This window comes from Acetobacter sp. KSO5 (genome assembly GCF_044094635.1).
Classification (GTDB): Bacteria; Pseudomonadota; Alphaproteobacteria; order Acetobacterales; family Acetobacteraceae; genus Acetobacter; species Acetobacter cerevisiae.
Window position 1 is genome coordinate 2,897,994 of record NZ_CP172014.1, and the last position, 13,045, is coordinate 2,911,038.

11 protein-coding genes are annotated in these 13,045 nt (G+C 57.6%); 7 read left to right on the plus strand and 4 right to left on the minus strand.

The genetic code is table 11. The annotated features are described in order from the left end of the window. Positions 1-179 precede the first annotated feature (179 nt). Positions 180-1,100, plus strand: coding sequence for an N-acetyl-gamma-glutamyl-phosphate reductase (gene argC, locus ACHQGU_RS13100; protein ID WP_395495311.1), 921 nt, complete (start codon positions 180-182; stop codon positions 1,098-1,100). Positions 1,101-1,139: 39 nt separating this feature from the next. After that, entirely contained in the window at positions 1,140-1,871 is a 732-nt protein-coding gene (locus tag ACHQGU_RS13105) for an SDR family NAD(P)-dependent oxidoreductase (RefSeq protein ID WP_395495312.1), read from the plus strand. Between the two features lie 626 nt (positions 1,872-2,497). On the opposite strand, the gene ACHQGU_RS13110 is transcribed toward ACHQGU_RS13105, so the two are convergent. Continuing rightward, positions 2,498-3,490 (minus strand): MDR family oxidoreductase, encoded by a 993-nt coding sequence (locus ACHQGU_RS13110; RefSeq protein WP_395495313.1) that lies wholly within the window; start codon positions 3,488-3,490, stop codon positions 2,498-2,500. Positions 3,491-3,692: 202 nt separating this feature from the next. Between ACHQGU_RS13110 and ACHQGU_RS13115 the strand changes: the two genes are divergently transcribed. From ACHQGU_RS13115 to fdhD, 5 genes are all read left to right on the plus strand, one after another. Next, complete coding sequence (locus ACHQGU_RS13115) at positions 3,693-5,009, plus strand: hemolysin family protein (protein ID WP_062142055.1); 1,317 nt, start codon at positions 3,693-3,695, stop codon at positions 5,007-5,009. An 84-nt stretch (positions 5,010-5,093) separates the two neighbouring features. Continuing rightward, positions 5,094-6,422 carry a histidine-type phosphatase gene (locus tag ACHQGU_RS13120; RefSeq protein WP_395495314.1) on the plus strand — a complete coding sequence of 443 codons (1,329 nt, stop codon included), beginning with the start codon at positions 5,094-5,096 and terminating at the stop codon, positions 6,420-6,422. 137 nt (positions 6,423-6,559) lie between these two features. Then, a complete protein-coding gene (locus tag ACHQGU_RS13125) occupies positions 6,560-6,976 on the plus strand; it encodes a glycine zipper family protein (RefSeq protein WP_215754254.1) in 417 nt (138 codons plus the stop codon). Positions 6,977-7,120: 144 nt separating this feature from the next. Continuing rightward, positions 7,121-7,744, plus strand: coding sequence for a molybdenum cofactor guanylyltransferase (locus tag ACHQGU_RS13130; protein WP_395495315.1), 624 nt, complete (start codon positions 7,121-7,123; stop codon positions 7,742-7,744). Next, positions 7,737-8,528, plus strand: a complete 792-nt coding sequence (gene fdhD, locus ACHQGU_RS13135) for a formate dehydrogenase accessory sulfurtransferase FdhD (protein ID WP_395495316.1) — start codon at positions 7,737-7,739, stop codon at positions 8,526-8,528. Before ACHQGU_RS13130 ends, fdhD begins: the two co-directional genes overlap by 8 nt. A gap of 167 nt (positions 8,529-8,695) precedes the next feature. Here the strand turns inward: fdhD and ACHQGU_RS13140 are convergent, their stop codons facing one another. The 3 genes from ACHQGU_RS13140 to ACHQGU_RS13150 form a co-directional block, all read right to left on the minus strand. Next, positions 8,696-10,417: an OprO/OprP family phosphate-selective porin gene (locus ACHQGU_RS13140; protein WP_395495317.1), complete on the minus strand. Its 1,722-nt coding sequence runs from the start codon at positions 10,415-10,417 to the stop codon at positions 8,696-8,698. A gap of 196 nt (positions 10,418-10,613) precedes the next feature. Beyond that, entirely contained in the window at positions 10,614-11,636 is a 1,023-nt protein-coding gene (gene pstS, locus ACHQGU_RS13145) for a phosphate ABC transporter substrate-binding protein PstS (protein WP_156482769.1), read from the minus strand. Positions 11,637-11,741: 105 nt separating this feature from the next. Further along, positions 11,742-13,028 (minus strand): sensor histidine kinase, encoded by a 1,287-nt coding sequence (locus tag ACHQGU_RS13150; protein WP_395495318.1) that lies wholly within the window; start codon positions 13,026-13,028, stop codon positions 11,742-11,744. Positions 13,029-13,045: the final 17 nt, after the last annotated feature.

Genomic DNA, 13,045 nt, shown 5'->3' on the forward strand with positions numbered 1-13,045 from the left:
TGTGCAGCTTCCCCGCATGTCAGCCCTGCACCAGCACGGTGTTTTTCGCGCATCCCCCTTCCGCCACAAGGGACTTACCCCGTATATGCGGAAGCAGAGAGACCGAACAGCCCACGCGCACAGAACCGGGTGCCGGGCGAAGACAGGGAGCCTCCCGTTATCGGGTGGAGTATGAAGGCATGACACAGCAGCCCGTTATTTTCATCGATGGGGAAGCCGGAACCACCGGTCTGGGTATTCGGGACCGCCTGTCTGCCCTGCCCGTGCGCATTCATTCGGTTGACCCGGCCCGCCGCAAGGACCCGGCGGCCCGTAAGGACGCTATGGCAGAGGCGGATCTGGTTGTACTGTGCCTGCCGGATGATGCTGCGCGCGAGGCTGTCACCATAGCGGAAACGCTCGGCCAGAACGCCCCGCGCATTCTGGACGCCAGCACGGCGTTCCGCACAGCACCCGGCTGGGTCTATGGTTTTCCGGAACTCTCTCCGGCCCAGAGCGAGGCCATTCAGGGTGCGCCCCGCGTTTCAAACCCCGGCTGCTACCCCACTGGGGCCATTGCCCTGCTGCGTCCGCTGATTGATGCGGGTATTATGGAGCCGCATTATCCTGTTTGCATCAATGCTGTCAGCGGGTATTCCGGCGGGGGCCGTGCCATGATTGAAGCCCATACGCGCGATGGTGGTCCGGCCTTTGAACTCTATGGGCTTGGGCTGGAACATAAGCATGTGCCGGAAATCCATTTGCATGCCGGCCTGACACGCCGCCCGGTTTTTGTGCCCTCCGTCGGGCACTTCGCACAGGGTATGATTGTCTCCATCCCGCTGCATCTGGATGATCTGAATGGCGGCGTGACGGGGGATGACCTGCATACCGCACTGGCGGGCCGCTATGCCGGGCAGGACCGTGTGCATGTGCTGTCTGCAGAACCCAAACTGTCTGCGGAAGCGCTGGCAGGCCGTGACACCATGGAACTGCGCGTGCATGGCAACCCGCATTCCCGACAGGCTGTGCTGACAGCGCGGCTGGATAACCTTGGCAAAGGCGCATCCGGGGCCGCCTTGCAGAATATTGCCCTGATGCTCGGGCTGCCACAGGCCTGAGTCTTTCCTTATCGTTTTTTCAAACAGGATTTTCTGAGCATGACACAACGCGTAGCACTGGTAACTGGCGGCAGCCGCGGCATTGGTGCAGCCATTGCGAAAACACTGGCTAAAGACGGCTTTGATATTGCTCTGACTTACGCCCGCAATGCAGACGCAGCAGAAGCCGCTGCCGCCAAAGTGCGGGCACTGGGCCGCAAAGCCCTGAGCATTCAGGCTGATGGCACGACAGTTGAAGGCAATCAGGCTGGCGTTGCCGCAACGGTTAAAGAATTTGGCCGCATTGATACACTGGTCTGCAACGCTGGCACCTATCCCTACGGGCCCATTAGCGAAATGAGCGTTGCCCAGATTGAACATGTGCTGAACCTGAATGTGCGCGCCGTGATGGTGGAAACCATGGAAGCCGTAAAGCACATGAAGGAAGGCGGCCGCCTGATTTTCATCGGCTCCGCATTTGGTGCCCGTGCGCCCTTCCCCGGTATTTCGCTCTATGCTGCCACCAAGGCTGCTCTGCGTGGTTTTGCACAAGGGGTTGCCCGGGACCTCGGCCCCAAAGGCATTACCGTCAACGTGGTGGAACCCGGCCCCATTGATACAGACATGAACCCCGCTACCGGGGATGTTGCCAAACTGATCAGCAGCTATGTGGCAACGGGCAAATACGGCACGGTGCACGACATTGCCAACATGGTGTCCTTCCTCGCCAGCCCAAAAGCTGGCTACATCACAGGCGCTGCTCTGCCTGTGGATGGTGGTCTGGAAGCCTGATTTTTCAAGTTACTGTCGTTTTGAAAAACTGGAAAAGCTGTGTTACTTTTCCAGTTTTTATATTCTCATTTTGGAATTTTGATTTATTTTATAGTTATACACTTATATTCTCTTAATCATATCTCGTTGTGATTTTCAAAGCATAAGCGCGCTACGCACTTTGCCCCTCTAAAGAAACAATGTAGATCTATTTTTATTATTGAGAAGATAGTTTTTTAAAGTATATTATATTACCAAAAATTACACCAAGTAACAAAATACGATTTTCCAATGTAGAATATTGAGATCCTGTGTACCCATCAAGAAAAGAAATACAAAAAATAAGAACCACATTGAAAAAAATAAATAAAATTGATATTTTTGTATTTTTAGACATTTTATTTTACCTTATAATTAATTATTAACAATATTTATTTTATAATTTATCAGCATACTCAATCCAGAACCAATAATAAAGAAGCTTCCCTGAAAAACTACCGATCATTATTCGCATGACGCTCGCCTACCGCTCACCACCATCCCCCCATGGCTATGGTCAATATTTTCCAGCCTTGCAAAGAACTGCACCCTTATCAAGGCCCCCAACCGCAGCAGCAGAACGCTGCGGGGAAAAGGAGTTAACAGTCTTACCGGGAGCCTGCCAGCCGGACCAGAATACGGCCCCGGATTTCTCCATCCAGAAGATCAGAGGCTGCCTTTTTGACATCGGAAAGCGAAATTTCCGTAATAATACCATTCAGTTTTTCCGGCTCAATTAACTGCGCAAGTTGCTGCCATGCTGCAAGGCGCTCCTCTTTCGGGCAATGGACGCTATCAATCCCGACCAGCGTGACGCCCCGCAGAATGAACGGCGCAACGGTTGCCGGGAAGTCCATCCCCGCGGCAAGACCGCAGGCCGTCACCACCCCATGATACTGCATGGATGCGCACAGGGCCGCCAGCACCGCGCCCCCGGCAACATCCACAGCCCCGGCCCATTGGGCTTTTTCCAGAGGGCGGGTCAGGCGCAGTAAAGCCTGTCGCGGCAGAATGTCCGCGGCCCCCAGTTCCCGCAAAGCGGGCTCTTCTTCCGGGTGGCCGGTAATCGCTGTCACCTGATAGCCCAGGCGGCTCAGCAGCATCAGCGCAACACTTCCCACGCCGCCGGAAGCACCCGTCACCACAATCGGCCCGCTTTTGGGCGTAACACCTTCCCGGATCAGGGCGCGCACGCACAGCATGGCGGTATACCCTGCCGTCCCCAACGCCATGGCCTGACGCGCACTGAACGCAGACGGCAGAGGAATCAGCCAGTCACCCGGCACACGCGCCCGCTCAGCCAGACCGCCCCAATGGCTTTCCCCCGCGCCCCAGCCGTTCAGCACCACATGCTGGCCAACAAACAGACCGGGGTGAGAAGACGCTTCAATCGTTCCGGCAAAATCAATGCCCGGCACCATCGGGTAGGAGCGGACAATCGGCCCCTTGCCGGTTATCGCCAGCGCATCCTTGTAATTCAGGCTGGACCATTCGACCCGCACCATCACATCGCCTTCCGGCAGCTGGTCTTCCGCCAGAGAATGCTCATGGACGACCTGGTCTCCATCGGCATTTTTTTCGATCAGCAAGGCTCGGAACATGGCCAGTCTCCTTCACACCTCTCAACGCTCCTCTTGCGCCGGAGATCATCCCACTACGCCATTTTTGAGAAATCGCTGTTCACAAAGCCGCGGGCAAGCTCGGGCTGCTCGGCCAAGTTTGAGAAAATAAATTAGGATTTTAAAAAGGCAGCAGATATAACCTTGTCCAATAAGCTATTTCTTATTGAACTCCGAGCGTGTCTTGATTCTTTTCCTTACCGGTTTTCTCGCCCTCTTTCTGCTGATTGCTGTCAGCATCCTGATTTCTCTCTCCGAGATTTCCTTTGCCGCCGCCCGTGATGTGCGGCTGCGTTCCCGGGCAGAAGCGGGTGATAAACGCGCACAGGCCTTTCTGGCCCTGCGGCGCAATAGCGGTCAGGTCATTACTGTTCTCCAGATCTGCCTGAACGGGGTGGGGATTCTGGGCGGTATTGTCAGCTCGGAAATGCTCTCCCCGCCCTGCGGGGACCTGCTGCGCTACTGGGGCCTGCCGGACGGACTGGCGGAAAAGACCGGCTCGGCCATCAGCTTCATCATGGTCACCGGCCTGTTCGTCCTGTTTGCCGACCTGCTGCCCAAACGGGTGGCCATGAACGCGCCGGATAAAGTCGCGCTCTCCATTGGCTGGTTTCCCAAACTGGCCCTGCGGGTGCTGTATCCGTTTGTCTGGATTTTCTCCAAGGTGTCTGACGCTGTTCTGCGCGCCATGAAAATCCCGGCAGCCTCCGCCGTGGAACCGGTGACGCCGGAAGACCTGCGCGCCATTCTGGCCGCCGGCACCGCCTCTGGCGTGCTGCTGGAGCAGGAACACCAGATGATCCAGAACGTGCTGGGTCTGCAGGACCGCTCGGTCACCTCCGCCATGACCCCGCGTGACGAGATTGTCTATCTGGACGTGCAGGACAACGCGGAAAATAACCACGAGAAGGTCCGGGCCAAACCCTATTCTCGTTACCCGTTGTGTGATGGTGGACTGGACAAGGTCATTGGCTCCATCCGTGCGGAAGACGTTCTGGCCTCAGTTGTGGACCCTGCCAGTATCCCGGAAGGCCCTGCTCTGCGCGGCAACCCGATTTTCCGCATGCGGCGGGATGTGCTCTCCGTGCCGGAAACGCTCAACCTGTGGGACACGCTGGCACAGTTTGATACCCACGGCGTGGGCTTTGCCCTGATTGTGAATGAATACGGGCTGGTTGTCGGGCTGATTACCTTTAAGGACATCATGGGTGCGCTCATGGACGGTCTGGCCAACCCGTTTGAAGAACAGGCCATTGTCCGGCGTGATGAAAATTCCTGGCTGATCGACGGCGCAGCCCCGATTGGCGACGTGATGCGGGAACTGCATATCATCGAACTGCCCGACAGCGCTCAGTTTGACACCATTGGCGGCTTTGTCATGCACCGCCTGCGCCGCATGGCCCGCAAGGCCGACCGCGTGGATGCCGGAGGCTTCCGGTTTGAAGTGGTGGACGTGGAAGGCTTCCGCATCAACCAGCTGCTGGTTACCCGCCTGACCTGACCTATCCCGCAGGCTTGTCCCCCCGTAAGAGCCGGGGCCATGCCTGCATTCTCTCGAAGCAGACCGCCTGTGTTATGCAGGCGCATGTTTCGTATCCGCTTTCTCCCCTGTCTGTTTTTCTCCAGCTGCTTTGCGGGTCTCGCCGCACCTTTAGGTGTTCGTGCTGAGACGGCCCGACCAGTTTCGGCCCCGGCTCCCTCCGGCGCTGTTCTGGAAAAAGTCCTGCTGATCTCCCGGCATGGCATTCGCAGCCCGACCAAACCACTCGCCACGCTGGAAAAAAAGACTGGCCGCGCATGGTCTGGCTGGCCCGTGCCTCCGGGAGAGCTGACGGATCATGGCCGGGCTAATCTGGCCCTCATGGGGCAGTTTCTCCAAAGCTGGTATGCGCCCCTTCTCCCGCAGGCTTCCGCCCCCTGCGCCTCCGCCAAGGCCGTTTTTGTCTGGGCTGATTCTGCGGATACCCGCACGCGCCAAAGTGGTGACATTCTGAGCCACGCCTTAACGCAGGGCTGCACCAGCACCGCGCAGAGTCTACCTGCTGGCCAGCATGATCCGTTGTTCAATGCGCTGGCCGCCGGACAGGCTCATCTTGACCCACAGCGCGTCATGCCGCCCCTCACCCGCGCGTTCCAACAGGACATCCCCCCGGACAGGCCCGAGGCGCAGGCGGCTTCTGCCTTGCAGGCCGTGTTTGCGCCTAACGGATGCCAGAAGCGGAAAGGACCATGCTTTTCTGCTCCAACTGTCCTTTCCTGGAAGAAAGGCCTGCCTCATGCGACAGGCGGCCTTAACCTGAGCGCCTCCACGGCGGAAAACCTCCTGCTGGAATACGAGCAAGGCCTGCCCTCCACGGTTTTTGCCAGCTCACAGATGGCGACGGACAACGATGCCGCCAGAACCCGCCAGCTTCTGGACGCTGTGCTGCCCGCCCATGCCCTGCAAAGTGACAGGCTAAGACGCCTCCCCGCACTGGCCGTGCCTCGCGGGCATGTTCTGGCTGAAACGCTCCTTACCGCTCTGGCAGAGCACCCTCTCTCGCTCCCGGACGGCTCTGCGCTTCCGGCCTCTGCCCGGCTGATCCTGTTTGCCGGGCATGACACAACGCTGGACATGCTGGCCACGCTCTTCGGGCTGGACTGGTCCTTCCCTGACCAGCCTGACCGCACCGCACCAGATACCACTCTGGCCTTTGAACTCTGGCGGTTGCCTCATGGGCAAAAAGACGTGCGTTTCCGTGTGTTCCACCAGTCTCTGGAGCAGTTACGGCAGGTGCAGCCCATGAGCAGTCAGGCCGGGCAAGGCGCGCCCCTGCTGCTCCACAGCCGGTTTTGCCCAAACACCGCGCAGGCGGCCTGCACGCTGGATGACCTGACCCTTAGTGTGAATAAGCTCAAAGAACAGGATTTATGATTTCTTAAAGAAGAAGCCATAAAAGCTGCCGAAGGCCTGCGCCATGCGGCCTGTTAATTAAAAGATTTTCGTCCGTTCCAAAAAATGCCAGAATTGGGCGCTTAACACGTGTCCAATTTCTAACAAGAGTGTTTGTCATGAGCTTCAAAAAAGCGTCTCTCATCCTTCTCCCGGCGCTTCTGCTGGCAGCCTGCGCAGAAACACCGATGGGCCCGACCGCCATGGTTCTTCCCGGCCCCGGCAAGGACTACGCCACCTTCCAGCAGGAACAGAATTTCTGCCGGTCTCAGGCCACGGCCGCTGTGCAGGGGCAGGCGGGCAGCCAGAACCGTAAGGCTCTTTATGGCGGTCTGGCTGCAACCGCTCTGGGCGCTGGTCTGGGTGCTGCGGCTGGCGGTGGCGCCGGGGCTGGCATTGGTGCCGGCGCTGGTGCTCTGGGTGGCGCGCTGGGTGGGGGTGCCTATTCCAACAGCCAGAACGGCGGCATTCAGACCCAGTATAACAATGCCTATGTTCAGTGCATGGTCGCTTACAAGAACGTCCTGCCCCGCTAAAAACGGCAGACGTTCGCTTTACGCTGTGCATTCAGGTGGCTCGCTTCGGCGGGCCACTTTTTTATAAAAAACCCACATCTTCCCGTGCGCCCAGCAGTGCAAAAACTCTTGCCACACCTGAGCCAGAGGTCGATGCTCCGCTGCATGAGCGCCTTTCCTTCCTCCCCCCGTATTGCCACCCTTGTTCTGGCGGGCGGTACCGGCTCCCGCATGGGCGGGTGTGACAAACCCCTTCTTCCCCTTTCCAAAACACACACGGTGCTGGATTACGTGCTGGCGGCACTCCGCCCCCATTGCGCTGCTCTTGCCCTCAGCGCCAATGGTGACGCCTCCCGCTTTGCGCCGTGGAACCTGCCAGTTCTGCCCGATACGCAGGCGGACATGGGGCCTCTGGCTGGCATTCTGGAAGGTTTGCGCTGGGCGGAAAGCCAGAACTGCTCTGTTCTGATAACCGTGCCCGGCGATACCCCTTTTATCCCGGCGGACCTGCCACAACTCCTGCTCCCCGCTCCCGCTGTCGCGGTGTCGGACAATCGGCAGCATCATCTGGTTGCCAGCTGGCCCACCGCGTGCCGCCCTGCGTTGGAAGACTGGCTGAAGCAGCCCGACCATAAAGACAAACTGCGCATCCGCTGTTTTGCTGCGACCTTAGGCGTGCGGGATGTTGTCTTCCCTGCGCACACGCCCGACCTGTTTTTCAACATCAACACACCCGATGAGTATGTCTATGCCCGCAAACTAGTCCATGAAGGCCTGAGCCATGTCTGATTTTGTCATGACCCGCTGGCCTGTCGAGCGTTTTACGGAAGAGGGAACCGAGGCGACCACTCTGGCCATTGCTGAGGAAACCCCGATCAGCTTTGTTTATAACAGCGTGCCTTATGCTGTCATGATGGGAACGCTTCAGGACCTTGAAGACTACGCCTATGGGTTTTCCATTACGGAACGCCTTGTATCCAACGCAGCCTCCATCCGCGGTGTGCGGACTGAGATTGGGGAAGATGGCGTCACGCTCTCACTTGATATTGCCGGAGAAGACTTTCGCCGCCTCCTTCAGTCCCGCCGCGCCATGACGGGCCGGACAGGCTGTGGCGTGTGTGGCAGTGAAGACCTGAAAAGCCTCCATACCGCCCTTCCCGCTGTGCCTGTCATGCCACCGGTGCCGCTATCCGCCATCCGGCAGGCCCTGAAGACTCTGGCCGACCATCAAACGCTGAATGCGCAGGTGCATATGGTGCATGGTGCGGCGTGGTGTGGGCCAGATGGTAGTATTCACATGATACGCGAAGATGTGGGCCGCCATAACGCGCTGGATAAATTGATTGGTGCCGGGCTTCGTCAAAACGTCTGCTTTGCAGAAGGATTTTGCCTGATTACCAGCCGATGCTCGTTCGAGATGGTGCAAAAAGCCATTCTGGCAGGCTTTTCCACACTGGTCGCCATTTCCGCCCCCACCACGCGCGCCTTGCGTCTGGCACAAGAAGCGGGCCTGACCATTGTGGCGCTGGCGCGGCGATCTTCTCAACATCTGTTTACAGGGGCTGTTGGCTAAAACGTCTTAATTAGCCAGCCTATTTTGACCTGCGCCACTCCGGAACACAGCACCATGTAAAAACCCCTTTCAGGCAAACCTGGAAGGGTTTTTTATTATCGAATCAAGAAAACCATCCCGAAAAGAGACCCGGTCAGGCCTCCCTCAGCACGGTATCAGACCTCAGCTTAGAAGCCTGCCTGAATACGAGCAGCAACTGAGTTACCTGTGCGGCCATAAATGTTGGTTGCCTGCTCGCTACGAGACACAATGAAGTGGCTGTAATCGAGCATGAGGCGGAAGTGACGGTTCGGATACCAGTTCAGACCACCCGTCCAGACCGTCTGCTGACCACCACGGATCACGTTCTTGGCGTTTGCATCGTTCAGGCGGCTATTGAGGTCGATCACACTGTAATGGCCGACAACTTCCAGCGCACCCCAATGGTTGCGAGCGGGATCAAATTCTTCGGCTTCCGGAACACCTGGCGCACCAAAGGCCCCTTCTTTTTCGTTATACAGACGCGGGTTGCCGAACAGCGTATAGGCTGCGGACCCATACCAGCCCTGGAAGCCAGCAGACTTCAGGCCCGGCGCATCGCGCTGAACACCAACGTGATAGTATTCGCCTTTCACAATCAGGCGCTTCCAGCGGACACCCAGTTCCGGACCAGCCGCCCAGACCTGTGCCGCGTTGCTAATCCCACCTGTTGCGGCAAGGTTGGCTTCCCCAATGTCGAACTCAGGACGCTGACCGAAAGAGGTGGAGCGAGAGCAGGACGTCGCTGACGTAGAGTTACACGCCAGACGGAACGCAGAAATACCGGATGCCCCCATGTGGACATCCCAGTCTTTTGTGGCAACGGGACGGCCTGCAACACGCAGCGTCGCACCTGTCTGGCTATCCATGGTGGTGCCGCTGCCGCCACCGTAATAGGTGCTGCTCATGTCAGACGCGTTGCGGTGACCCCATTCCTGACCAGTGAAATAACCTGCAATCCACCAGCGTTTTTCATAATGCAGACCACCAACACTGAAGCGGGCATCACCTGCGGCGATGTTACGCACCATGTCGGTGATGCTCGGACGTTCGAGCGTGAAGAAGTCGTTCGAGCTTTCGGAATCTTCTTCCGTCACACGCGGCTGGAAGTAACCCACCGTCAGGATGGTGTTATGCAGACCGGTGTAGTTCAGGTTGCCTTCATACAGGCCAACATACCCGTCGTTATGGTTGGCACCGAAGTCCGGCGTGACAGCCGCAACCCAGTTTTTATAGCGGAAGGTAAACGGAATACGCAGACGGCGCATGTTGGTGGTAAAGCTGTTGAACGCCCCACGCCCTTCACCCGCACGCGGCCCGGAATTGAAGAACCCACCGAAATCTTCATGGAAGGCCAGACCGATAGAGAGGCCGTAAGCCCCATCTTCAGACGCTACCGTAAAGCGGCCTTTCGGGAAGCCGACGATCATGCCGCCAACATGCACGTTCTCATCACTCTTCGTGGCAGCACGGAAAGATTTCCAGGACATAACGTCGCCGCGGTCAGACGTCGGCGTGCCAGAATTAGCCAGATGGATGCGAGTAGAGGATGCTGCCGGTTCGTTAAACTGCACGCTCGGATCAACCGGACCCGATGCGATCTCATGATGGCTGGTGGCGCGACCGCCATGAGCTGATGCGATGCTCACCCGGTCCTGTCTGCGGGAAATATTTTCGGTCTTGGCCAGCCGACTTTTCAGCGTGGTGATCTGCCCCATCATCTCTTTGCGCATCTGCGCCATTTCAAGGCGGAGAGCCCGGATCTGTGCGTCGTCAGAAGATGATGCCATTGCAACAGGTGCCGCGCCACCCATCAGAAAAGACGCAAAAGCCAGAGATGAAATAACCGGTTTACAGCGCATCATTGCCATTCCAGAGGAGAGAAGATGAACGCTGAATATCCCGCCGAACGTCTTTTGTGCGTGATGGTTTCGTGATGCTTTCGTTACAGTTCTATGACAAAAAAGGCGGGCTGAATGATTCAGCCCGCCTCCTCTATAAAAAGACTTTTTTAAGAGAAAATTCTCAAAAAGACTTCTGAAAAATTTTTATATAATATCAGGATTCTTATTTTGCGCTCTTCCATGCAGACAGAATACTGGTCTTCACAGACTGCGGCAGAGCCACATAGTCCAGCTTCTGCGCCGTGGCATCACCCTTTTCAAACGCCCAGCTGAAGAACGTGCGAACGGCTTCCCCACGTGCAGCATTTTTCGGGGCAACCGGGGTCAGCACGTACGTCGCAGAAACGATCGGCCATGCGCCCTTACCCTGCGTGTCCAGCAGATTGACCGCGAAGTGAGAGGCATGCTGCCAGTCGGCGGCTTCTGCGGCATGCGCAAAGCTCGTCTGGTTTGCAGCAACATCTTCACCCGCACGGTTGTGCAGTTTGACAGTCGTCAGGTGGTTACGGCTGGCATAGGCATATTCAACGTAGCCAATAGCGCCTTCCGTGTTCTGCACGGTTGCTGCCACGCCATCGTTGCCACGAGCACCCAGACCACCGGGCCAGGAGATGGACGTGCTGGCACCCAGAGAATCGTGCCAGGAAGCAGAAGACCCAGCCAGATAAGATGTGAATACAAAAGTGGTGCCGGAACCGTCTGCACGGTGCACCGGGGCCACCGGCATGTCCGGCAGGGTCACACCCGGGTTCAGAGCTGCAATTTTCGGGTCATTCCATTCCGTAATTTCACCGGAATAAATACCAGCCAGCACAGCACCGCTCAGGCGCAGCGTGTCCGCTTTCATGCCCGGAATATTAATGACGGGCACAATGCCGCCCATCACGGTCGGGAACTGAAAAAGACCGGCAGATTCAATCTTTTTTGCATCCATCGGCGCATCGGATGCCCCGAAATCAACCGTTCCTGCCAGAACCTGATTCTGCCCGGCGCTGGAGCCAACGCTCTGATAGTTTACCGTAACACCTGCTGCGGTTTTAGCTGTCTCACCCCAGGCTTCGTAAATCGGGGCGGCAAAGCTGGAACCTGCGCCCGTGACGCTTTCGGCCCGGGAGACGCTTGGCAGTGCCGCGGTCAGGCACGTTGCAGCAAGCAGACACAGAGCAGGCCTGAAGGAAAGACGCATTTCGGTTTTATCCCTGGACATCATAAATAACGACGCAACTCGCCACGTCGGGGACAACCCTTAACGGGTTTACTGCCTTCGGGGGATGACATGTTGAAGACTGTTTTATGAAGGTTTTATGACACCCACAGAGGCAACACATGGCAGCCACATTTTGCAGGTTGTGCCCTTCCCCACAGTACTCTCCACCACAAAACGCCCCCCATGCCGGGTAACAACATGCTGGACAATGGCCAGCCCCAGCCCGCTCCCCTGCACCGTGGCCGCCGTTTTGGGCACACGATAGAAATGCTCCGTCAGCCGGGGCAGATGGCGCGCAGCAATCCCCGGTCCATTATCTGCCACACTTAACACCACGCCCGGTACGGCAGGCCAGCGCGGGTCAGGCGGCGCAAGCGCGCAGGACACCGTCACCTGCAGGGCAGACGGAGCACCAGCCGCATCCGGCAGGGTGCCGTATTTGAAAGCATTTTCGATCAGATTGATCAGAACCTGCACAAGCTGACTGGTATCTGCCGCAACGCATAAGGCAGGATCAGACACTGGCTGGATCGTCAGTTTTGCCTTTTTCAGGCGGAACAGCGCCTGAGACTCGGCCTTCAGACGGGCAAACAAATCCTTCAGCGCCACCGAACCACGCGGGCGCTGATGTTCCACACGCTGCACACGGGACAGATAGAGCAGATCATCCAGCAAATGCTGCATCCGCTTGCCCTGCGCGGCCATGATGCCAAGAAACTCCTGCTGGGCTTCCGGGTCATCCGCCGCCGGGCCTTGCAGCGTTTCCACAAACCCCATCAGCGCGGCAAGCGGCGTGCGCAGTTCGTGGCTGGCATAGGCCACAAAGTCGGTATGCTGGCGCTCGGTATTGTCTGCTTCCGTTTCATCACACAGCGCGACAAAAACCAGCGCATGCTGCGAGCGATCCGACGAGACACTCCCGCCTCGCGCTCCTGCAAATAGCGAGGCAGGAAGAACATGCTGCTGAAAACGGGCCTGAATCACCCGGTGATGCGGAACATCCAGCACAATGCGGGCCGTTTCTGAACAAACAGCTGTGTCCAGACTTTTTTCAACCAGCCGGTCCAGCGCTGTCTGAAAAGCCGGATGGCGCTTGATGCTCCCCAGATTATCTTCAAAAATCCGATACGCTTCCGGCGAGGCGTAATGCAGCCGCCGTTCCTCATCCAGCACCATTGTAGCGGCAGGCAGACAGGCCATGACCTGTTCAACCCCTTCCGGCACAGCTGTTCTGGAAGAAGCGGGACTTTCTTCCTGATGGTAGCTCGGAATCTCTACTTTTTCGGGGCGCAGCCGGGCCGCCAGCAAGCTGGCTGTCAGCCCGCTGCCCACCAGGATGCCCGCAACAGCAACGAGTGCCTCATGCATCATCAGGCACTCCGTTGCGC

Excerpts from the sequence above, each read along its gene's own strand:
- argC (WP_395495311.1), top strand. The coding sequence starts at position 180 with ATGACACAGCAGCCCGTTATTTTCATCGATGGGGAAGCCGGAACCACC.
- ACHQGU_RS13105 (WP_395495312.1), top strand. The coding sequence starts at position 1,140 with ATGACACAACGCGTAGCACTGGTAACTGGCGGCAGCCGCGGCATTGGT.
- ACHQGU_RS13110 (WP_395495313.1), bottom strand. The coding sequence starts at position 3,490 with ATGTTCCGAGCCTTGCTGATCGAAAAAAATGCCGATGGAGACCAGGTC.
- ACHQGU_RS13120 (WP_395495314.1), top strand. The coding sequence starts at position 5,094 with ATGTTTCGTATCCGCTTTCTCCCCTGTCTGTTTTTCTCCAGCTGCTTT.
- ACHQGU_RS13125 (WP_215754254.1), top strand. The coding sequence starts at position 6,560 with ATGAGCTTCAAAAAAGCGTCTCTCATCCTTCTCCCGGCGCTTCTGCTG.
- ACHQGU_RS13130 (WP_395495315.1), top strand. The coding sequence starts at position 7,121 with ATGAGCGCCTTTCCTTCCTCCCCCCGTATTGCCACCCTTGTTCTGGCG.
- fdhD (WP_395495316.1), top strand. The coding sequence starts at position 7,737 with ATGTCTGATTTTGTCATGACCCGCTGGCCTGTCGAGCGTTTTACGGAA.
- ACHQGU_RS13140 (WP_395495317.1), bottom strand. The coding sequence starts at position 10,417 with ATGGCAATGATGCGCTGTAAACCGGTTATTTCATCTCTGGCTTTTGCG.
- pstS (WP_156482769.1), bottom strand. The coding sequence starts at position 11,636 with ATGCGTCTTTCCTTCAGGCCTGCTCTGTGTCTGCTTGCTGCAACGTGC.
- ACHQGU_RS13150 (WP_395495318.1), bottom strand. The coding sequence starts at position 13,028 with ATGATGCATGAGGCACTCGTTGCTGTTGCGGGCATCCTGGTGGGCAGC.